This window comes from Sulfurovum aggregans (genome assembly GCF_055385215.1).
Map to the genome: position 1 here is coordinate 310,991 of NZ_AP042387.1, position 21,063 is coordinate 332,053.

Annotated in this window: 21 protein-coding genes; 7 read left to right on the forward strand and 14 right to left on the reverse strand. The window is 37.9% G+C overall.

Going from position 1 to position 21,063, the window contains the following annotated elements; all coding sequences use genetic code 11:
• Positions 1-2,826: an excinuclease ABC subunit UvrA gene (gene uvrA, locus ACZ48W_RS01455; protein WP_464829123.1), complete on the reverse strand. Its 2,826-nt coding sequence runs from the start codon at positions 2,824-2,826 to the stop codon at positions 1-3.
• A 94-nt stretch (positions 2,827-2,920) separates the two neighbouring features.
• Complete coding sequence (locus ACZ48W_RS01460; RefSeq protein WP_464829125.1) at positions 2,921-3,676, reverse strand: sulfite exporter TauE/SafE family protein; 756 nt, start codon at positions 3,674-3,676, stop codon at positions 2,921-2,923.
• Positions 3,677-3,804: 128 nt separating this feature from the next.
• On the opposite strand from ACZ48W_RS01460, the gene ACZ48W_RS01465 reads away from it, so the two are divergent.
• Both ACZ48W_RS01465 and ACZ48W_RS01470 read left to right on the forward strand, forming a co-directional pair.
• Positions 3,805-4,740, forward strand: a complete 936-nt coding sequence (locus tag ACZ48W_RS01465) for an HpcH/HpaI aldolase/citrate lyase family protein (protein WP_464829127.1) — start codon at positions 3,805-3,807, stop codon at positions 4,738-4,740.
• A gap of 2 nt (positions 4,741-4,742) precedes the next feature.
• Positions 4,743-5,732 carry a lytic murein transglycosylase gene (locus tag ACZ48W_RS01470; RefSeq protein ID WP_464830450.1) on the forward strand — a complete coding sequence of 330 codons (990 nt, stop codon included), beginning with the start codon at positions 4,743-4,745 and terminating at the stop codon, positions 5,730-5,732.
• Between the two features lie 20 nt (positions 5,733-5,752).
• Here the strand turns inward: ACZ48W_RS01470 and ACZ48W_RS01475 are convergent, their stop codons facing one another.
• From ACZ48W_RS01475 to ACZ48W_RS01495, 5 genes are all read right to left on the reverse strand, one after another.
• Complete coding sequence (locus ACZ48W_RS01475) at positions 5,753-6,367, reverse strand: protein-L-isoaspartate O-methyltransferase family protein (protein ID WP_464829129.1); 615 nt, start codon at positions 6,365-6,367, stop codon at positions 5,753-5,755.
• A gap of 4 nt (positions 6,368-6,371) precedes the next feature.
• Positions 6,372-7,172 (reverse strand): AmmeMemoRadiSam system protein B, encoded by an 801-nt coding sequence (gene amrB / locus ACZ48W_RS01480; protein ID WP_464829131.1) that lies wholly within the window; start codon positions 7,170-7,172, stop codon positions 6,372-6,374.
• Positions 7,169-8,179 (reverse strand): AmmeMemoRadiSam system radical SAM enzyme, encoded by a 1,011-nt coding sequence (amrS, locus tag ACZ48W_RS01485; protein WP_464829133.1) that lies wholly within the window; start codon positions 8,177-8,179, stop codon positions 7,169-7,171. Before amrS ends, amrB begins: the two co-directional genes overlap by 4 nt.
• 135 nt (positions 8,180-8,314) lie before the next feature.
• On the reverse strand, positions 8,315-10,189 hold the full coding sequence (locus tag ACZ48W_RS01490) for a putative bifunctional diguanylate cyclase/phosphodiesterase (protein WP_464829135.1): 1,875 nt from the start codon (positions 10,187-10,189) through the stop codon (positions 8,315-8,317).
• Between the two features lie 115 nt (positions 10,190-10,304).
• Positions 10,305-10,889, reverse strand: coding sequence for a hypothetical protein (locus tag ACZ48W_RS01495; protein ID WP_464829138.1), 585 nt, complete (start codon positions 10,887-10,889; stop codon positions 10,305-10,307).
• Positions 10,890-11,135: 246 nt separating this feature from the next.
• On the opposite strand from ACZ48W_RS01495, the gene ACZ48W_RS01500 reads away from it, so the two are divergent.
• From ACZ48W_RS01500 to ACZ48W_RS01520, 5 genes are all read left to right on the forward strand, one after another.
• Complete coding sequence (locus ACZ48W_RS01500; RefSeq protein ID WP_464829140.1) at positions 11,136-11,675, forward strand: HyaD/HybD family hydrogenase maturation endopeptidase; 540 nt, start codon at positions 11,136-11,138, stop codon at positions 11,673-11,675.
• 384 nt (positions 11,676-12,059) lie between these two features.
• Entirely contained in the window at positions 12,060-12,215 is a 156-nt protein-coding gene (locus ACZ48W_RS01505; protein ID WP_464829142.1) for a hypothetical protein, read from the forward strand.
• Positions 12,208-13,302: a YeeE/YedE family protein gene (locus ACZ48W_RS01510; RefSeq protein ID WP_464829144.1), complete on the forward strand. Its 1,095-nt coding sequence runs from the start codon at positions 12,208-12,210 to the stop codon at positions 13,300-13,302. Before ACZ48W_RS01505 ends, ACZ48W_RS01510 begins: the two co-directional genes overlap by 8 nt.
• A gap of 143 nt (positions 13,303-13,445) precedes the next feature.
• Positions 13,446-13,781: a hypothetical protein gene (locus ACZ48W_RS01515; RefSeq protein WP_464829146.1), complete on the forward strand. Its 336-nt coding sequence runs from the start codon at positions 13,446-13,448 to the stop codon at positions 13,779-13,781.
• Positions 13,782-13,789: 8 nt separating this feature from the next.
• Positions 13,790-15,130, forward strand: coding sequence for an FAD-dependent oxidoreductase (locus ACZ48W_RS01520; RefSeq protein ID WP_464829148.1), 1,341 nt, complete (start codon positions 13,790-13,792; stop codon positions 15,128-15,130).
• A 201-nt stretch (positions 15,131-15,331) separates the two neighbouring features.
• Here the strand turns inward: ACZ48W_RS01520 and hypA are convergent, their stop codons facing one another.
• From hypA to hypB, 7 genes are read right to left on the reverse strand one after another with little or no spacing between them, the layout of a single operon-like run.
• Positions 15,332-15,673 carry a hydrogenase maturation nickel metallochaperone HypA gene (gene hypA, locus ACZ48W_RS01525; protein WP_464829150.1) on the reverse strand — a complete coding sequence of 114 codons (342 nt, stop codon included), beginning with the start codon at positions 15,671-15,673 and terminating at the stop codon, positions 15,332-15,334.
• Between the two features lie 9 nt (positions 15,674-15,682).
• Positions 15,683-17,311, reverse strand: a complete 1,629-nt coding sequence (locus tag ACZ48W_RS01530; protein ID WP_464829152.1) for a hydrogenase maturation protein — start codon at positions 17,309-17,311, stop codon at positions 15,683-15,685.
• A gap of 9 nt (positions 17,312-17,320) precedes the next feature.
• Positions 17,321-18,313: a hydrogenase expression/formation protein HypE gene (hypE, locus tag ACZ48W_RS01535; protein WP_464829154.1), complete on the reverse strand. Its 993-nt coding sequence runs from the start codon at positions 18,311-18,313 to the stop codon at positions 17,321-17,323.
• Entirely contained in the window at positions 18,310-18,762 is a 453-nt protein-coding gene (locus ACZ48W_RS01540; protein WP_464829156.1) for a hypothetical protein, read from the reverse strand. Before ACZ48W_RS01540 ends, hypE begins: the two co-directional genes overlap by 4 nt.
• 18 nt (positions 18,763-18,780) lie before the next feature.
• Positions 18,781-19,929 carry a hydrogenase formation protein HypD gene (hypD, locus tag ACZ48W_RS01545; protein ID WP_464830451.1) on the reverse strand — a complete coding sequence of 383 codons (1,149 nt, stop codon included), beginning with the start codon at positions 19,927-19,929 and terminating at the stop codon, positions 18,781-18,783.
• Between the two features lies 1 nt (position 19,930).
• A complete protein-coding gene (locus ACZ48W_RS01550) occupies positions 19,931-20,251 on the reverse strand; it encodes a HypC/HybG/HupF family hydrogenase formation chaperone (protein ID WP_464829158.1) in 321 nt (106 codons plus the stop codon).
• A 1-nt stretch (position 20,252) separates the two neighbouring features.
• A complete protein-coding gene (hypB, locus tag ACZ48W_RS01555; RefSeq protein WP_464829161.1) occupies positions 20,253-21,047 on the reverse strand; it encodes a hydrogenase nickel incorporation protein HypB in 795 nt (264 codons plus the stop codon).
• Positions 21,048-21,063 lie beyond the last annotated feature (16 nt).

Below are 21,063 nucleotides of genomic sequence, written 5' to 3' on the forward strand. Positions count from 1 at the left end.
CTATAGCAACTCTTTGGCCAGATACTCACCGGTATAACTTCCCGTCTGTTCATACTCCTCAGCCAACTTCTCCGGAGAACCCGTCGCAATAATAAGTCCCCCCTTGTTTCCACCTTCCGGTCCCATATCTATGATGTAATCTGCATTTTTAACCATATCCAGATTATGTTCGATCACCACTACCGAATTACCCAATTCAACAAGATGATGCAGTACACCGGTCAGTCTGTCTACATCTGCGAAATGAAGTCCGGTAGTAGGTTCATCCAAAATATACAGGGTTTTCCCTGTATCTTTACGGCTTAACTCTTTGCTGAGCTTGATACGCTGTGCCTCACCACCTGAAAGTGTAGTTGCATTTTGCCCAAGTGTAATGTAGTCCAAACCTACATCTGTCAGTGTCTTGAGCTTAACAGCTATAGCAGGAATGGCTTTGAAGAACTCTAATGCCTCCCCTACACTCATAGCCAATACATCAGCAATAGACTTCCCTTTATACAACACTTCTCTTGTCTGTGCATTATAACGCGTACCATCACAGGCGTCACAGCTTACAAGCACATCCGGCAAAAAGTGCATCTCTATCTTGATCTGTCCGTCACCCTGACACTTCTCACATCGTCCGCCTTTGACATTAAAAGAGAAACGTCCTATTTTGTAGCCTCTCAATTCTGCTTCTTTCGTTTGTGCAAAAAGTTTACGTATCTCATCCATGATACCTGTATAGGTTGCAGGGTTTGAGCGCGGAGTTCGTCCTATAGGGCTTTGATCAAGATAGATGACTTTATCAAGTTTCTCAAGTCCTGTGATCTCTACACCATCTACTTTATTGACCTTTCTTGCATGGTTAAGCAGCTCTCTTGCTACAGGAAGTAAAGTTTGAAGTATCAGTGAACTTTTACCGCTTCCGCTTACACCCGTGATGCACACAAGGTTCCTGAGCGGTATCTTTGCATCAAGTTTTTCAATGTTATTCAGGGTTACATTTTTTATCTCTATCCACTCTTTTTGCGGGTTGTCATGGCTATAAGCTATCTCTTTTTTACCATAAAGATAGTCAGCCGTAAGTGTTTTGGCACGTGAAAGTTTCTTTGCATCCCCTGCAAAGACTATCTCTCCACCAAACTCTCCTGCACCGGGACCTATATCTATGATAAAATCCGCTGCAAGAATCGTCTCTTTATCATGCTCTACTACGATAACAGAGTTTCCCTTATCCCGCAGAGAGTTCAATGTACGAATCAGTTTCATGGTATCGCGTTCATGCAATCCGATACTGGGCTCATCCAGTACATACATCACACCTGTAAGTCCCGAACCTATTTGTGAAGCAATACGGATACGCTGTGCCTCACCTCCGGAAATGGTTCTTGCATCACGATTTAACGAAATATATCCCAATCCAACATCATACAAAAAGAAGAGTCTCTCCTGAAGTTCTTTAAGTATAGACTCTGCTATCATCTTTTGCTGTTCACTCAAATGAGAAAAACTCTTCTCGTCGGCAAAATAAGCATAAGATTTTTCAATAGGCATATCAATAATATCAGCAATATTCTTGCCCTCTATCTTCACAGCCAAAGAGCGTGGTCTAAGTCTGTGTCCGTTACATTTGTCACATACTTTTTCGGTCATATATTCAGAGAGGTCTTTCTCATCTTTGAACATATCATGTGCAAACTTCACAACCCCCGGCCATTCACGTTTGAGTTTATGACGCTTCCATGTAAAATCAACCGTACCGCCGATACCATAAAGTATAGCTTTTTGTTGATATTCAGGAAGTTCACCGTAAGGTATTTTAATGTCAATATCATTTTGTTCACAAAAAGCATTGAGAAATTTAGTATAGTAACTCTTATTAAAACCGTACATGATTTTGACTGCACCCTTCTCAATAGAGAGTTCTTGGTCTATGACCTTTTTGAGGTCTATGGCATAACGGATCCCCAACCCATCACAGGCAGGACAAGCACCTTTTGGTGAATTAAATGAAAAGCTTACGGGCTCCAAAGGTTCAAAACTCAACTTGCAATCAAAACATGCCAAGTGCTCAGAGTAGTGAATATGCTGTCTGTCCAAGTCCAACTCTTCAAAGTTTAGTACTTCGATCTCCATCTCTCCGTAACTCTCTTTTAGTGCTTTCTCTACATCTTGCCCTATACGGTCACGACTCTCTTCTTTAACCACTACTCTATCGACTACCACTTTAATGGTATGCTTCTTCGTTTTAGAGAGTTCTATCTCATCATCAAGGCGCACCATTACACCATCTATCATAGCACGTACATAGCCCTTGTGTCGCAGTGACTCCAGCATATCTGAAAAAGTACCCTTTTTCTCTTTGACAAGTGGTGCCATAATGACAAGTTTTGCGCCGTCAGGCAGCTTCAGTACCTCTTCGATAATATCACTTGCGGACATCGATGAGATAGGCTTTCCACACTCATGGCAATGCTGTTCTCCCACACGTGCAAAAAGCAGTCTAAGATAATCATAGATCTCTGTGATCGTCCCTACCGTAGAACGAGGGTTTTTAGAGGTTGTCTTCTGGTCGATGGCAATAGCCGGTGTAAGCCCTTCTATCTTATCGACATCAGGCTTCCCTACCCGTCCTAAAAACTGTCTGGCATAGCTTGAGAGTGACTCTATGTAACGTCTTTGCCCCTCAGCATAAAGTGTGGAAAAAGCTAATGTAGATTTACCGCTTCCTGAAATACCTGTAATGACTACAAGCTTGTTTTTAGGGATACTGATGTTTATATTTTTTAAGTTGTTTTCTCTTGCACCATAAACATGTATCATATCTTTTTTAACACTTGCCATTTACTGCCTTTTATTTATTCATTTTTATTTTTGGAGGCAATGTTTTAGCTTTCCATGAACACTGCCGCAACTCAAATATCGGTTCCGATATTTTTTAAAACCACATCTTTTTTATTAACATTGCCAATGCAAATACATAAAGAAACAGCAGTGCTATCTTATGATTTTTTGAAGTTACATGATCTTTTAGCCATATCCCCAATGCCACCCCTGCAAGTGAAGCTGCTGCTACGACCAATCCGTTATGGAAATCTATCATTCCTGTATTCAAACGGCTTATCATTCCTGCTATAGAAGAAAACACTACAAAAAAGAGCCCTGCACTTACTGCTTTTTTAATAGGATAATGCAATAAGCCTACCAAAAGAGGAGTAAGTATAATAGACCCTCCAATACCCAGAGTAATGGAAAAGATACCTATTCCCAATCCTATACCAAAGAGTAAGCCTTTATTCAATGACTTGGTTTGGCTGTCATCTTCATGATGTTTGGAAAAGAAAAGTCTGAAAAGTGCAAAGAGCAACAATGCGAAAAAAAGTCCCTGTAAAACAGCATCCGATATATACTGGGTAACATATCCGCCGATATAACCACCTGCAAATCCGCCCAAACCGACAAATATACCCTCACCGATGATAAGCGAACCTTTTTTATGATTGAGGTAAGAACCAAAGATAGAAGAGAATACCATTTGGACGATAGAGATGCCAATAGCGTCTTTGATCTCAAAGCCGAGTGCCAGGAGTATAGGTACAAGGATCATCCCCCCGCCTATACCAAAAAATCCTGACATTGTACCGATAAAGATACCGACTAAAATAAGTTCTATGATCATAAATTTATACTCCAAAAATTAACCTGGAATTATAACATTTTTTTAAAAGCTTTTGGAAGATAATGGAATAAAGTTTTCTTGTATATTTTGTGAAATATATGTATACACTGGAAGAGAGAAGTTTTTTTTGCTATCATAACTCTATGATTTTCAATAACTTAAACTTTTTAGAGAACCTCCCCTTGGAAATGTATCCGGATCACTTTGGTACAGTCAAAAAGCAAAAATACACATTGAAACACTATCGTTCAAATATGATGCTGAACCCCCTTAACCTTAAACACCTCAACCGTATGGATGAGAGCGATGCAGATATGATCACACTTAATCTTGAAGATGCCATCGCACCAAGCCGTAAAAAAGAAGCGCTTTATAACATCGCTCTTTTTCTTTCACACATGGAACACTCCAAAAGTTTCATCATTGTGCGAACCAACCCCTTAAAGGAGGGTGGTGCTGAAGAGATAGCTTTTCTTAATGATTTTAGTTTCGATGCTGTACGTGTGGCAAAAATAAAAGATCAGACGGAGATAGCACAGGCACTTTCCCTGCTCTCAAAAGATAAAGAACTGCATATCTCTCTTGAGACGAAAGAAGCTTTTAAAAATCTAAGTAAACTTCGCATAGATGAACGTCTTACAACGGCAAATCTAGGCATTTTAGACCTACTTACATCCCTTGGGTTGCCACAGTCTATAGTCACACTGGAGAACCCCTCCATAGACTACATTCTCTCCAAGTTTTTAGTTGATGCAAAAACAGCAGGTATTCACCCTGTCTCTTTTATGTTCCAGGAATATAATGACACTGAGACTTTCAGAAGATGGTGCGAGCATGAGAGAATGATGGGCTTTGAGAGTAAGGCATGTATGGGACCCAAACAAGTTCAAATAGCCAACAAAATATTTGGGATCACTAAAAATGAATTAGAAAGGGCCAGGCATATTAAAAAAGTTTTCGAAGCCAATGCCACCAAAGGACTCAATGGTTTCATGGATGAGGAATATGGCTTTATTGATGAGCCTGTCTATCGGGACAGCCTGTTAATACTGAAACAATATATGAAGGAAATATCTTGAAAATGCCTAAACTACTCTTCCTTATCATCTTTATACCTTTCCTACTTGCTGCAAATGATGACCGGCCTCCAGTTTCCTATAATTTTTTAGCCAAAAAAGAGGTACAGAACTTTGTTGATATGATGGTAAAAAAATACCATTTTAAACGTTCATATATGACTTTAATATTGAAAAATGCAAAACTGGACAGAGATACGTTGGCAAGATATACAGGACGCTATAAAGTCGGTTCGACCAATGGTCCGTGGGAACGATATAAAGCACATGTTCTGGATCCTGTTACATTGGAAAAAGCCAAAGCATTCAAAAAGAACTACAAGAAAACACTGCAACGTGCGGGAAAAATATATCATGTCGATATAGACTACATTGTCGGGTTTATCGGAGTAGAGAGTAAATATGGGGAATATACCGGTGATTATAATGTATTGGATGCCCTGGCTACACTTGCCTTTCATCCGAACCGTATGAAGAAGTTCTTCAAGAATGAACTGAAACATCTCTTTTTAATGGGACGTGAATACGGCTATGATATCACCAAACTAGAAGGCTCTTTTGCCGGAGCAATGGGATGTGTCCAGCAGGTACCTTCCGTCTTTAGAAGATACGGTATGGACTTCAACCATGACGGGAAAAAGGATCCATGGGATCTGGAAGACTGTATCGGTATCATCGCACGCTTTATGCATAACAATGGTTGGAAGAATGACAGACCAGCTGCCGTTTCCACCAACTTCAAAGGTAAAAAAGGAAAACGTTTTAAGGCACTCCGATGCACACATAAGAAGAAATGCTCCCTCAGCACCATAAAAAAATCCGGTATATACCCTACCCAAAGATTCACAGAATCTACTGCCTATCTCCTTAAAACACGTAACGCTACGCATGACAACATCTATTTAGGCACCAGCAATTTCCGCATACTTACACTTTACAATAATGCTACTACCTATGGTATGGCGATACACCTGATCGCACAGTCCCTGAAGTAGCTTTATTCTCTCAAAAAAGATCAGTGTATCAGCGGTACGAATACAAACCCGGGAAACTCTTCTGTTTTCAGATCTGTTTCTGATCTCTTTTCAAATCTAAAGATCGAATCTTGTACAGGTATCACCAGTACACCACCTATCTTAAGCTGATCAAATAGTGCCTCCGGTATCTCTTCAGCACTTGCTGAAACCAGTATCTTATCAAATACTTTACCCGGTACACCCAGACTCTCCCCCGCTTTTTCTATACGGCACTGTTTGCCAAAAGAAAACTTTGAGAGATTCTTGCGGCCTATTTCTACCAATGTATTAACTCTCTCCAATCCAAGAAGAGATCCTTCTTCACCGACAATACTGCAAAGAAGTGCCGATGTCCATCCTGACCCTGAACCGATATCCAGGATATGATCTCCTTTTTCCGGTTGTAAAAGTTCAAGCATGAATGCTACTGTAGACGGCTGGGATATCGTCTGATCTTTTCCTATAGGAAGCGGTCCATCGATATAAGTATACTCTGAAAATGTTTCAGGAACAAAATATTTTCTATCTACTGTTTGAAATGCATCAATGATCTCCGGAGTCCGCAATGTTCCGGAAACGATCATAGTATTAATAAGTTCTTGCATATTTTTCATCACATTATCCTACAAAAGCTGCACTCATATACCCTACGACCTGGGATTCATCACCACTCGCATCTGCACTGGTACGATAATCAAGCAAAATAGGTTTGAAACCCTCTGTTTTTGCTGCTATCAATATAGCCTCTACACCTATCTTGCCACACGCTTCACACCCTTCATGTAATTCGGAAGGATCAAGATTTCGTATGGCATCCATACAAATACTGTCAAGATCTTTTGCCTTGCGTATATCATAATAGTGACTGAGGTCTGTACTTATAACAATTACCGTATCAGGATCATCCAAGAGATATGTAATCACTTTTGACAATCTGTTTGGGTCTTCATCACCGTAAACCAATTCAACAACAGAGGCTTCTTTTTCATAAGTTTTTACAAAAGGCATTTGTACTTCCGTACTGTGTTCCCGATGCGCTTCTGGTATAAAAAGCAATCCGAATTTTTCTTTCAGTTCATTTACCAGCTTTTTATCGATCGGTAATGTCCCGAACGGTGTTTCATACTGATCAAAGTCAGAGATACTGGTACCTTTCAGATATACTCTGTGACTCGGACCTATGACCACTACACGTTTGGCATGACTGTTTTGTAGTAATCTAAAGGCAAAATTTGCTGTAAATGCCGAATAAACATACCCTGCATGCGGAACAATGATAGCTCTTGGCTTGTGCTGAAGCAATTTGCCATCTTCCAGATGTTCATCAAGTATCTTGTTATAGTGATCAAACATCGATTCTATCTCTTGTGCATTTGCCGGATAAAATTCTCCGGCTACTGTTGTCTCTCTTGTACTCATTTCCATACTCCTTCTATTTCTCTATTACATTTTGAACAATGTCCATCTAGAAGATTATTGATCGTAACTGAATACCCTGTACGGTCAATGAGCAGTTCTCCACACTCCGGACAATAGGTATCTCCATGTACCGGTACATTACCCATATACACATAGTACAATCCCGCTTTTTTCCCTATCTCACTGGCTCTTTTAAGGGTTTCGATCCCTGTATATTCATGCTCTTTCATCTTGTAGTCAGGATGAAAAGCACTCAAATGCCACGGAACATGTTTCCCCAGATCATTGGCGATGAAAGCTGCCATCTCTTCAAGGTCTTTATCACTGTCATTTTCACCTACGATGAGCAGAGTCGTCACCTCTACCCATATCCCCTCAGCTACCATCATTCGAAGTGTATCTTTTACAGCTTCGAGTCCTCCTTTGAGTACCTTCTTATAGTAAGCATCATCCCAACTCTTCAGATCGATATTGGCAGCATCCAGCCAGCTTGGCATATCTTTGATGATCTCAGGTGATTCAAAACCGTTACTGACAAAAATATTTTTCAGTCCTTTTTCTCTTGCTATTACACCGATATCTTTGGCATAAGGATAGAAGATCGTCGGTTCATTATAAGTATAGGCAATGGACTGGCAACCATGCTCCAATGCCAGGTCAACCATCCTTTTCGGACTGACTTCTATCTCTTCATTTACTTTGGTCTCCTGGGAGATATCCCAATTCTGACAAAAGGGACATTTAAAATTGCATCCTACCGTTCCAAAGGAAAGAGCTTTGCTGCCCGGAAGTAAATGGTACAGAGGCTTTTTCTCTACAGGATCGACATTCAGGGCAATAGGATGACCGTACACTAAAGTCTTCAGCTCTCCGTTCACATTTTTATTTACACCGCATATCCCTGTCTGTCCCTCCTTCATCTGACAGTAATGTCGACATAGAAGACAGGTGATCTTATCTTTCCCTTCCGTTTTTTTATAATATTTCATACGTTCATGGTAGGTCATTTTCATTCCTTTTGCTCTTTATCTTTATACTAAATGACTCAACTTTATTTCATAATATCACATAAGGATAGAAAAGTCAAGATTCAGGAATGATATCAGCAGCCGTATCAGCGGAATAAAAGATTCAAATATATTTTATGTAAGGGAAAGCTCTATAGACATATTTTCAGCCATTTTTATTTCAGCAATCTCTTTATTGAGCGGCGTTGAAAGATAATATCCCTGAAAGATATCACATCCGTTTTCCAACAGGAAGTTAAATTGTTCTGCTGTTTCAACACCTTCTGCTACTGTTTTCAGATCAAATATCTTTGCCATGGTAAGAATTGTAGTGATCATGAGTTCATCAGACTCATATTCTCCCAAATGACTCACAAAAGAGCGATCGATTTTAAGCTCATCTATAGGCATTTCCCGTAGAGAACTCAGAGAGGAATATCCTGTTCCAAAATCATCCATTGAAATAGAAATACCTAAACGCTTAAGTTTATTCATGATCAAAATGATCTTTTGCATATCTTCGACAAGAATTGTCTCTGTCACTTCAAAAATGATTTTCTTACATATATTTTCACTGAGATACATTTCACATAATCGCTCAACTTCATCTAAAAAAGAGCTGTCAAAAAATTGTCTTACACTGATATTGATAGAAAACTGTTCCAGGATCAAACCTTTTTTGTTCCAGGAACGAAGTGTTTTAAAGGCTTCTTCTATAATATAATTTCCCAATTCAATGATCAACCCTGTTTTTTCCGCAATTGAAATAAATTCAACAGGTGATACCAATCCGAACTTAGAGCTGTTCCACCGAACCAATACTTCACAGCCTATGATCCTCTTTTCTCTGTCAAACTGCGGCTGATAGCGCAATTCAATTTCATTGTGCTCCAAAGCAAAATAGAGTCTACGTTCTATTTCAAGATGATATTCAACCCGTTTTGCCAATGCATCATTGAAGAGTATAATCCCGTCACGGCCCTGTGATTTGGCTTCATACATAGCAATATCTGCTTCTTTAATGAAATGTTTGGCTTCGGTAGATGTAGTACCTATACAATTCACTCCGATACTTGCACTGATATATAGATGGTGCCGATCAATCACATAAGGTTCCTTCATGATCTGTAACAATTTTTCAGAAAAAGCATATGCGATCTCCTGACAATTTTCATTCTCATCAAACTCATCACTTACTATTGTAAATTCATCCCCTCCGAGACGGGCGATCATATGTGTATCTTCACAATATGCTTTAATACGTTCTGCAACTTCTTTAAGTACCTGGTCTCCTATATCATGACCCAGTGTATCATTGATCGTTTTGAAGTGGTCAAGATCAATCAGCAGAATATAGGCAAACTTTTTAGAGAATTGTACTCTGTTAATCACCTGATCCATATAGTCTACAAAATAACGACGGTTATACAAGCCTGTTAGGGCATCATGTTGTGCCTGATAATAGTTTTTCTGTATCAGTTTATAACTGTTATCCGAAGAGTAAAGCAATACGCCTAAAAAAATGATCGAGAAGAGAGAAAGCACATAGCCATACCATTCTCCTATTAAGAAAAAGTATCCTATCAAAGGCAGCATCAGAATCAGCAGAACCGGGAAAAAAAGTTTTTTATCTGAAACCAGCAGTGTCGAAGCAACAACAGATGCACCTATCTGGGTAAAGATCGCAATATAATGGAGTTTACTCTCTACTTCTCCTGAATATAAAAGAAAAATAACTGTCCATAATCCAAAAATAAGATAGAAAAAAAGTACAAGTTGTTTATACCACTTATTCAGTGCTTCTGTACTGATCTTTTCCAGTTGGAAACGCTTATAAAGTTTCCATCCCCACAAAGAGACCAGTATGATCAAAGCATACCAGATCAATGCCGGCAGGACTATACCGTTCATCCACCCCAATAAAATATATGCCAAACCGGGTATTAATGTCAGCAACATCATCAGTATGATCTGTTTTTGCAGGAAAAGATAAAGTTTTTGATTATTCATAGTGAATATTCTATAATTATTTTTTACAACATAAGATTAAAATATAGTAAAAGATATATATAAATATAAATCTTCTATAAATAAGTTCTATATCTATTCAGCGGACAGGACATACTCATTGTTTTTCCATGTCTTCCCGAAGTTTTTTCAGATTTTCCTGATATTTTTCTCCATTGCCATAAGATAAAAACAGGTCATAATACTCATGATCATAAGCGATCTTCTTTGCATGTTTGATAGGACAGAAATAAAGTTCAGTTCTACTTATAATTGCTGAAGCATAATGCATTAATCCGTTAAAGTAGGAACAATATAAACAATTGAACTTTTCTATTGCATTCAGATATCCAAGATATTGACGGTCAAATACAATATATTCACTTCGTTTAATAGACTCGAATTTATATATCCTGTACACCACTTTTTGATAGATAAAAAGTGTTATATCCAAAAATACCGCCGGAATAATCATACCATAAATGATCGGTGCAGTGAGGAGGTGCAAAAGAGGTATTTCGCCAAACCAGAGTAAAAGATTTTTCATGTTCTCTTTTTGCTTTTCAAGAACCTCTTTTTCAAATGTGATATAACCGTTTTTTATTTCATAGTTTATATGCTTCTCATGTTCTACCAACTCTTCTCTCAGTTTTTCTTTCATGGATTCTATCTCTTCCATCATTTCTCTGATCTTATCACTCATATCCACTCCTTTTTCATTTAAAAGTCAGTACTTTATTATACATATTTATTTTAACAGTAATACCATCATAATTTATTATCCTGGAATCCCTTTAAAAATATACCAAAAAACAAAATAATGGATACTCCTCCAGCACTTTTTATCTAATTAATACCGTACTTCATCTATTTTTTATTGAATAATATCATCTTAAAAGTGTTAAAAGTATATGATATAGGAAGAAAACACTATTAAAATGGATCATAATTGGTAATTCTTGGTATAGGTAACATATTGCAAAAAGATGATGGTTTGGGGGTATATGCTGCTTCTTATCTGAAGGGGAACTATACTTTTTCTGAAGAGGTATCCATTATTAACGGTGGTGTAGAGGGGATCAATCTTTTGAATGTTTTTATGTACAATGACAAGATATTGATCTTAGACAGCATTGAGATTGATGATACTCCTGCAAGTATTTATGCCATCCCCTCCACTGAACTTGCAGGACATGGGCTTAACAGCGGAGGGGCACATGAGATCGGTGTATTACAGTGTATGAATATGTTGGAACTTCAAGGTAAGGAAGTGCCTGAAGCAACTATCTTGGGCATCATTCCTTCGGAAATAACATTTGACATTGCTTTAAGCAACACACTTATAGATGCATTTGATGGTTATATCAAAGTGGTATTGAAGCATTTGAAAAAACATGGGATAACAAGTAAAGAGAAAGAGTCTATCATTAGTTTAGATGAAATTATTCAGAAGACAAAAAACCCTTCCCTTTCTCATTTGGTTTTTTAGGTTTGACCTTCACAAAAGCTGTCTGTGGATAGATATACTTTGTTGCATTGATATCCATAGAGATACCTGCATTAAACAAGATCAATGCCGGTTTTTCCATCCAAATTTTTCATATACAGTTCCCAATACTCTTGCATTAACTCTCCTTCTATTCCATAGATAAATAGCAGAAAGTTTAAACCCTCCCCACCTCTTTTAAGTGCAATACTAAACTGATGTGGAGATACTCTACAGATATACCAAGTAAGTCAAATTTTACTAGAGTTTTTACAAATCCATATTATACTAAATCTATAAATTTACTTGACATTAATTAAAATTTTTGTTAATGTTCCATAAAGCATATGAATGAATATTCATTTATATAATATATGAGGATTTAATATGGCAACTATATCAACTAAAGGTATATATGGATTAACAGCTATTATTATTCTTTCAAAAGAAAATAGTAGGCAATTATTGCAAGTTAAAGATATTGCTGCAAAGGGCGATATACCACAAAACTATATATCATATTTAGGAGGTGATGATGTTTAATATTGAAAATTATGAAATATTTGAAATTGTTAATATTGTAGCACTGCTAATGGGAGTAATTTTTGGTGCAGTTGCACAAAAGACCCAATTTTGTTTTAGTGGATCAATAAAAGATTATATATTGATATCATCTACCAAAAGAGGTGCATCTGTAGTCATGGCTATGATCACTGCTATTTTAGCAACATATATATTGACTTTGTTTTACGATATAGATTTGACTGAAACTGTATGGCTTAGGGATAATATAAATTATTTTACAATTATTCTGGGCGGTTGTCTGTTTGGCAGCGGGATGATGATAGCAGATGGGTGTAGCAGTAGACATCTAGTAAAATTTGCACAAGGAGATAATAAATCCTTAGTGACACTCATTTTTATTGCTATATTTGCATATGCCAGTACAAAAGGTATATTAAACAGTGTTATTTATGAGTTGACTTCGAATCAAATATTAATGAACTTATCAGCATATATTAAAAATATACAATTAAATATATATTTCATATTATCTATTCTTTTTATAATATTATTTTCTTTAACCAAGAGTTTTAAAAGAATGCTTTCATTAAAAGACGGATTATTGGTTGGATTATTGGTAGCTTTCGGGTGGTACCTCACGGGAGTATTTGGTGCTGAAAGCTTAGAATTGGATACAAGATATGTCAATTTTACAAGTATTACTTTTGTCGGTCCTTCTGCAAGAACATTGGAACTCTTTACTCACTATAAAACAAACCATTTGGATTTTGGTATCAGCCTTATTATAGGGGTACTTATTGGTGCATTTATTATGTCTAAATTTAATACAAAATATAGTTTTGGATGTACTTCAAATATTAAAACAAATACATTAAAAAACAGTATGCTCGGTGGTGCGCTTATGGGTATTGGAGGGGTAATGGCAATAGGTTGTACTGTGGGACAAGGATTAACAGGATTTTCTACATTGGCTTTTGCATCACTGCTTGCAATACTCTCAATATTTGTGTCAGGATATATAATGGCCATATATCTTAACAGAAAGAAACAATTACCCATGTGTTTTATATTTGAATGGGAAGATGAGAAAAATACGAAGAAATAAAATGATTTTTGCAAAAGATGTAACAAAACACGTAGCATCAAGAAACAAAATAAAGGAAAAATTACAGTTACAATTTTATGAAATACAAGTGAGCGATATTTAAGCTCAAATATTTACAAATAAAATTTTAAGGAGTATATTTCATGACAAGAAAAATAATATCTATGATGATCATATCAACATTTTCATTTGCTGGTTTTGATGGTGGAAGCATCGATAAAGGGTTGGTTTATTACAAATATTTGTTTAAAAACGAGTTAGGCTACACAGGTAAAGTTTTTACAAAAAAACATACTGTAAAAGAGTGGGAAAATCTATTTGAAAACAATGCTGCTGGATTTAAAAAAAAGTTTTTAACAACTCCAAAGCTTGAAGAGTTGCAAAAAAGTAAAAAGCTTGAACAGATTGTACCGCATATAAAAGCATTTGCAATGAATTATGCAAAAGATAGTGACAACAGTCCAAAATGTGACGAGTAAGGAAAAAGATGAATAGAAGAGATTTATTAAAAGGTATAGGAATTACAGCGGGAGCAATTGCAACCAATGCTATATTGCCATCAAATTTAAACGCCAGCCAAACAGAAGCAGGCACTGCTAAAAATATATTAAAAAAAACAGATAAAACCAGAGTTATAGTTTGCGGTGGAGGCTTTGGCGGATTAACAACAGCTAAATACTTAAAGCAGTTTAATCCAGAATTGGAAGTGATACTAATAGAAAAAAATACTCACTTTATCTCTTGCCCATATAGTAATGTTTGGTTAGGAGAGGTTAATAATGTAACATTGAGTGATCTAAGTTTTGATTATTTAAGCGCTTCTGTTAAGTATGGATATGAGTTTGTAAATGAGATGATAGTAGCTATTGATAAAAAAGAACAAACAGTCACAACAAACAATACAGTATATCAATACGACTATCTAGTGCTATCTCCAGGTATAAATTATGATTATTCAACATTATTTCCTGATGCTGTTAAAGCAAAAAAAGTATATGTACTCTATCCTCCTGCTATGAAACCGGGAAGTGAGCATTTAAGACTAAAGAAAGAGATAGAAAACTTTAAAGGTGGGAATTTTATTATCACTGTTCCATCTGGAACCTATAGATGTCCACCTGCACCTTATGAGAGAGCTTGTATGGTGGCTTATTATTTCAAGAAAAACCGTATAAAAGCCAAGGTTGTATTGTTAGATCCAAGAGAAAAACCAGCAGCAAAAGCAGAAGGTTTTTTATCTACTTTTAAAGAAGTTTATAAAGATTATATAGAGTATATCCCTATGGCAGAGATTCAAGATATTGACTTAGATAAAAAAATATTAAAAGTTGATATATTTGATAAAACAAAATTAGGTTACATACAGACAGATATCACCTTTGAATACGCAAATATAATTCCCAATATGAAACCTGCAAAACTTATTGATATTGCAGATCTTGAACTTACAAAAAAAGGATGGGTAAAATTAAAAGCTCCCGGTTTTGAAACCATAACCGATGATAAGGTTTATGTGGTAGGAGATGCTGGTGGTCATCCATATCCAAAAAGTGGGCATATGGCTAACTCTTGTGCAGCAATTTTAGCCAAATCGCTAGCACTTAGAACTAAAAATAAGAAATTTGACACAGCTTCACAAATGCCTTCAAATATCTGTTATTCTATGGTAAATGGTGATCCTAAAGAGGGACTTTATGTATCTCATACCGTTTCATATGATAATAAAAATGGATTAAAAGTAAAAGGACACTCTACAAAGCAAAGAGATAAGGCAACTGGTGAAGTGATACAAGGGTGGTATGAAGGTATCACTTCTGATATATTTTGATACTCGAAAGCATTTAAAATTCCGTGTCAGCCACAATTAGTAACATAAGTTACACCTCTAAGTACTTGTCTAGCCTCCCTTCGAAAAAGATTGCCAGTTGGGAAAGTATCAAAGACCAATTCCTTACTGGCATGGTCCATGCTGAACCTCAGTTTGCTGTCAACCGCGGAGTTAACTTAGGCAATAGTACTACAGTTTTATCTACTCCATCTCTACACTCATAAGGTACATATCCTCACCGTCAATGACTTTCACATCCAAACTCTCACACTCTATACACTTATAACACATCTCATCTATCTCAAACTCAGCTTCACAGGCATTACAATGGAGTTTTATTTTTTGATAGTTAATGATAAACTCTGCCCCATCGCACATCGTACCCTCCTTGAATGTATCAAATGCAGTTTGCAATAAATGTGTTTCTACTCCACTCATTGCACCTATTTTACTTACAACTTTTATTACTTTTTTAGCTTTATTCTCTTTAGCGATATTTTCACATTGATCAAGCAATGCTTGAACTATACTATACTCATGCATATTTTATCCTCAATTTTTAAATTTTAATCGTTCAGGTGTCTCTCTGGGACATACTTTATAGACAAATTCTTGTCTAAGCCTATGGAAGCTGCTATCAGTCTCCCAAAACTCCGGGTGCATTATCTCCAACTCTTTTTCCTTTAGAGCCTCTATCTGCTCTCTATGCTCTTCAAGATACTCCTGCTTTTCCCAGATAAAGTCATCATCATAAGCATTTTTGGCAAAGCTGTGTAACGCTTCATAATAATGCTCATGCGCATAGACTTCATCTATCATTCCCAAGGCTTTTGCCTTCTCTACAGATAACGGCAAACACTCATTCAGTAAGCTCTCGGCCATCTCTTCCCCTACACGTTTAGGCAGCGTGTAGGTATGGTATTCACTGCCGCTTAACCCCAGTGTTTTATAGTGAGGGTTCAGTACCACTCCCTCTTTGCCTACCACATAGTCACAGGCAAGTCCCATGAAAACCCCACCTGCGCCTGCATTTCTCGCAAAAGAAGCGACAGTCACAACTTCATCTGCATAAAGTATGGAGCGTACCAGGTCATTCATCGCATTGATATTTGCCCAACCATCTTCACCCTGCTTTGCACTGTCTTCAAGAATGTTCAGGTGGATACCGTTAGAGAAGAAATCCATTCCTCCAACCAGTACCAACACATCACACTCATTTTTCAGATAATCCACTGCATATTTGAGCCTGATGCACTGAGCTGCACTCATGGCTCCATTATGAAAATTAAAACAGAGGTACGCTACATTGTCCCGTTTCTCTACACTGACTTCATAAAAGGTATCATAACTCTTATCAAATATCAGAGGTAAACGCTCCTCTTTGATGCCTTGCAGTTTCTCTTTGAGCACATAAGTTGCGGGGAGTTTAAACTTCCCTACCTCTTTGAGATGGGTTATCCATACTGCACCATCTATGGTTCCCAGACAGATAGCCCCATCTCGTTTGGCAAGTATCTCTTTGGGCAACCCTCTGAATTTATCTTCTTTATGCACCCCAAAAAGATAACAAGGCACACCCAATATCTCATCAAGTACTCCAGGGAAACTATCTGAGAGATATATCTTGTTCATCACCGTCTCAGTGTCATCTTTTGACCAGTCAATCGCTCTCCTGGCTTGTGTAAATTGCTCGTGGACAGGATTTAAAAGTTGTGGTGTTACCTCATGCTTTCTTAGATTGACAAAAAACTGCTCCAAGGCTTGCAATGAAGCTCGTACTATCTCTTGACGATAAAGTGATGCCTTGTAGGTATCTCGTACTTTAAACTTCTGCTCAGCATAGATATCCCCACCATCATAAAGTTCATTCGCTTTAAGGATAACCACACCCCACTCTTTAGTATGGCTTTGAAGGGCATACTCCAAAGCGTTGGGTCCTCTGTCACCTATGGGTCCAGGATGGAAAATGTAGGTAGGATAATTTTCGTAGATACTTTCAGGCAAATACCGCTTCAAAAACGGACATAAGATAAGCTTGGGTTCAAAAGCTTCTATCTCATGAAGCATTTGCTCTTCACTTATGGCAAACGCTACTGCTACTTCATCACCTCTGTCTTCCAGGGCAGTGTAGACTGCTTGGGTCTGAGAGTTGAATGCGGTGCAAAGCAGAAGAATTTTCATCTAAGCCTCTTAACAGATACGAGGCAACAATTCACCCGTAGGCAAGTCTAAAAATCGTTTCGTTCCCCAGGAAGAGTTGAGTATCACTTTGCTTTTATGTTGTTCGGTTACTGTTCCAATGAGTGCCGAACTTACATGTTTTTGCTGCAACACTTCCAAAGCCTTAGATTCATCCTCTTTGGCTACAGCCAAAACAAATGTACCCTCGTTGGCAAGATCAACTGCTTCAAAACCAAGCATCTCACAGATGCCTTTGACCTCTTCCTGTACAGGTACTTTCTCCTCTTCCACTTCGATGCAGACATCAGAGCTTTTCGCCCATTCATTCAGCACAGCAGCCACACCACCACGTGTTGCATCACGCAGGGCAATGATATTGATATCTGCATCCATCAATGCTTTGACTTGAGGGTAAAGAGAAGCACAGTCTGTCTGAAGTGAACTCTCTAACGAGATACCCTCTCTGGCAGCAAAGATCGTCGCTCCATGTGCTCCAACATCACGGCTTACCAAGATACTCATCCCCTCTTCTAGGCTACTAGCCGAGATGCCTTGGTATTCTATCTCACCGATACCCGTGGTATTAATGAAAAGTTTATCTACACTTCCTTTGGGAACGACCTTGGTGTCACCACTCACGACAATAGCACCGTTTATCTCAAGCTCTTTTTTCATACTTCGTACTATCTTCTCAAGTTCTCGTGTAGAGAAACCCTCTTCGATGATGACAGAACAGGTCATATACTTAGGTTTTGCACCCATCATGGCCAGGTCGTTACAGGTACCGCATACTGCCAATTTTCCTATGTCACCACCTGGGAAAAAAAGAGGACTTACCGTAAAACTGTCTGTCGTAAAAGCAAGCTTCCCATCTTCTATGACAGCAGCATCTTCACTCTTAGCCAAGATCTCATTTTCAAAGTGTTTGTAGAAGATATTTTTGATTAATTCATTATTCTCTTCTCCACCGTTTCCGTGGGCTATCGTTATATTTTTTGTCATTCACTTCCTTTTAATATATCATTCAGTGTATTATCTAAAGAAGGAGAACCTCTCTTCAAAAAATCTTTATCTATACTTACATGGCATGCTATGCATTTCTGAAGAACTTTATGTTCAGCAATATTGATTAAACTTACTTTTTTAATATCATGGCATTTCCAACAGTCATCTCCGCATTCAGTATGACTTGTACTTGCTGTTACATTGCCTTCAATTTTAACTATTCTAATATTAGAAGCATTGATCTCTGATACATTCTTATCAATGATTTCCATTTTAGTACCATCTATATGACACTTTTTACAACGATCCAATATTTCATGATCTTTATCCATCTTACCATTTTTTTTGATAAGTCTAGGATGACAGGCAACACATTCTCCACTACATGCAGTTACATTTTCCAATAATAAAAAACAAAATAAACCAGCAAAAATAAAAAGTCTCATTATTACTCCTTATTAATATTATTTTATTAAATTTCCATATTTATAATACGCTGCACAAGCACCCTCAGAACTCACCATACAAGACCCGATAGGCGTCGTAGGCTTACAAGCCGTACCAAAGATAGTACACTCAGGCGGTTTTGCCATGCCTCTAAGAATGTCCCCACAAATACAGAGTTTATGATCTTCAATCTCGGCAATAGGCAGGACATCTTCAAAGACTACTTCTGCATCATACTGTGCAAACTCATCTTTAAGCTTGAGTCCGCTGTCCGGTACATTACCAAGCCCTCTCCATCTAAAGAGACTCACTTTATCAAAATAGGTCTCCATCAATCTTTGAGAATTGAGGTTACCCTCATAGGTCACGACACGCTTATACTGTATCTCCAGTTCACAGCGGTTTTCTACAAACTGTTTAACGATCATGCTAATGCCCTGCATCACATCCACAGGCTCAAACCCGGAGACAACCACAGGACGGTTATAGTCACGAGAAAACTCTTCATAGATTTTCGAGCCGCTTATGACACTTACATGGCTTGGCCCAAGAAAAGCGTCTATCTTATTGTTATAACTGTCTACATGTATATCACGACTATCAATGAGTTCTTTCATGACTTCGGGTACAGTCACATGGTTAATGTGAAAGAGGATATTTGGTATCTCTTTTTTGATGACTTGATCAAGCAGTACGGCTGTCATAGGTGTCGTTGTCTCAAAACCTATGGCAAAGAAGATGACCTTTCTGTCAGGGTTCTCCTCGGCAATCTTGATACACTCCATAGGAGAGTAGACAAAACGAACATCTGCACCCTTGCTTCTGGCATCCTGTAAGCTTCCATTGCTTCCCGGTACCTTTATCATATCACCCAAAGTCACCAATATCACATCCGGTTGCATAGCCAACACATACGCATGGTCTATACGCTCTTTAGGCATGATACATACAGGACAGCCTGGACCGTGAATGAAGTTGATATTTTCAGGCATTAGTTGAGGCAGACCAAACTTCATGATGGTATGGGTATGCCCGCCGCATACCTCCATGATGTTTATAGGTTTCTCTAACTTTGCAGCATCCTCAGCGATGATCTTAGCATAGGCTTTGATGGTCTCTCCGTCTCTAAAGTCATCGTAAAGATTTTTTAATTCAAGTTCCGCCATTTCACTGCTCACTGCTACTTGCTATCTGCTCACTGCTCCCTCGATTTGGGCATTCATCATCTTCTAAGATAGCCCTTTTTCGTTCCTCTTCATCCATCAGTTCAAGTATCTCTTTATAGGTATCTATGGAAGCCAGGGCCTCCTCTTCATCTATCTTATTCATTACAAAACCGATGTGAAGGAGTACATAGTCACCTATTTTTACATCTTCATCATGCATCATCATAAGGTTGGCATCACGCTGCACACCCATGGTATCAACGGTACACATGGTTTTATCATCAGAAATTTTTACTACTTTACTTGGAATCGATAGACACATATTAACCTCTCATTTTACGTTTAAACTCTATCCAGTCAGCTACTGCTTTGACTGAATCTATATCGTTGATATTTACTTCCAGTATGTCCACATTCGGTTTGATACGTCTTGCTTCTGCTTTCTCTGCTTCAATATCATACTTGAAATGTGGAAGCAGATCAGTTTTAGTAATGAGTATGAGGTCAGCCTGACGGAACATCACAGGATACTTCGCTATCTTGTCTTCTCCCTCCGGGATGGAAACCAATACAATGTTCAAATGTGTCCCCACATCATAAGAAGCAGGACATACAAGATTACCTACATTTTCCACAAAACAGACATCTAACTCATCCAATGGCATATCGTGTAAGCCCTTATGTACCATAAAGGCATCAAGATGACACGCTGAACCTGTCTGTATCTGCATCGCAGGGATACCTTTGGCTTTAAGTCTGTCTGCATCTCTGTTGGTTTCAAGGTCACCTTCCACTACACCAAACTTAAACTCTGCAACATCAGCCAGATACTCCAAAAGTGTTGTCTTCCCACTACCGGGAGAACTCATCAGGTTAATCCCTAAGATCCCTTTGCTATCAAAATGCTTTCGGTTATGTTCGGCCTCATGATCATTTTTATCTAAGATCTTCTGAATAACTGAAATCGTTTTTGCATCATTGAGCTGCGGGTTATGCTGCAGGTGTTCATGTGCTTTTTGATGTTCATAAGAGTGATCTTGGTCATGGGAATAACTGTGCCCCTCGTGACTATGCTCGTGTTCTGTTCCTCTAATGCTGCATCCGCAATCTGTACACATAATAATTCTCCTTTAG

Excerpts from the sequence above, each read along its gene's own strand:
- uvrA (WP_464829123.1), bottom strand. The coding sequence starts at position 2,826 with ATGGCAAGTGTTAAAAAAGATATGATACATGTTTATGGTGCAAGAGAA.
- ACZ48W_RS01530 (WP_464829152.1), bottom strand. The coding sequence starts at position 17,311 with ATGAAAATTCTTCTGCTTTGCACCGCATTCAACTCTCAGACCCAAGCA.
- amrB (WP_464829131.1), bottom strand. The coding sequence starts at position 7,172 with ATGAGTACAAGAGAGACAACAGTAGCCGGAGAATTTTATCCGGCAAAT.
- hypB (WP_464829161.1), bottom strand. The coding sequence starts at position 21,047 with ATGTGTACAGATTGCGGATGCAGCATTAGAGGAACAGAACACGAGCAT.
- ACZ48W_RS01505 (WP_464829142.1), top strand. The coding sequence starts at position 12,060 with ATGGCAACTATATCAACTAAAGGTATATATGGATTAACAGCTATTATT.
- ACZ48W_RS01540 (WP_464829156.1), bottom strand. The coding sequence starts at position 18,762 with ATGAGACTTTTTATTTTTGCTGGTTTATTTTGTTTTTTATTATTGGAA.
- amrS (WP_464829133.1), bottom strand. The coding sequence starts at position 8,179 with ATGACCTACCATGAACGTATGAAATATTATAAAAAAACGGAAGGGAAA.
- ACZ48W_RS01515 (WP_464829146.1), top strand. The coding sequence starts at position 13,446 with ATGACAAGAAAAATAATATCTATGATGATCATATCAACATTTTCATTT.
- ACZ48W_RS01550 (WP_464829158.1), bottom strand. The coding sequence starts at position 20,251 with ATGTGTCTATCGATTCCAAGTAAAGTAGTAAAAATTTCTGATGATAAA.
- hypD (WP_464830451.1), bottom strand. The coding sequence starts at position 19,929 with ATGGCGGAACTTGAATTAAAAAATCTTTACGATGACTTTAGAGACGGA.
- ACZ48W_RS01465 (WP_464829127.1), top strand. The coding sequence starts at position 3,805 with ATGATTTTCAATAACTTAAACTTTTTAGAGAACCTCCCCTTGGAAATG.
- ACZ48W_RS01510 (WP_464829144.1), top strand. The coding sequence starts at position 12,208 with ATGTTTAATATTGAAAATTATGAAATATTTGAAATTGTTAATATTGTA.
- hypA (WP_464829150.1), bottom strand. The coding sequence starts at position 15,673 with ATGCATGAGTATAGTATAGTTCAAGCATTGCTTGATCAATGTGAAAAT.
- ACZ48W_RS01495 (WP_464829138.1), bottom strand. The coding sequence starts at position 10,889 with ATGAGTGATAAGATCAGAGAAATGATGGAAGAGATAGAATCCATGAAA.
- ACZ48W_RS01470 (WP_464830450.1), top strand. The coding sequence starts at position 4,743 with ATGCCTAAACTACTCTTCCTTATCATCTTTATACCTTTCCTACTTGCT.
- ACZ48W_RS01520 (WP_464829148.1), top strand. The coding sequence starts at position 13,790 with ATGAATAGAAGAGATTTATTAAAAGGTATAGGAATTACAGCGGGAGCA.
- hypE (WP_464829154.1), bottom strand. The coding sequence starts at position 18,313 with ATGACAAAAAATATAACGATAGCCCACGGAAACGGTGGAGAAGAGAAT.
- ACZ48W_RS01475 (WP_464829129.1), bottom strand. The coding sequence starts at position 6,367 with ATGAAAAATATGCAAGAACTTATTAATACTATGATCGTTTCCGGAACA.
- ACZ48W_RS01490 (WP_464829135.1), bottom strand. The coding sequence starts at position 10,189 with ATGAATAATCAAAAACTTTATCTTTTCCTGCAAAAACAGATCATACTG.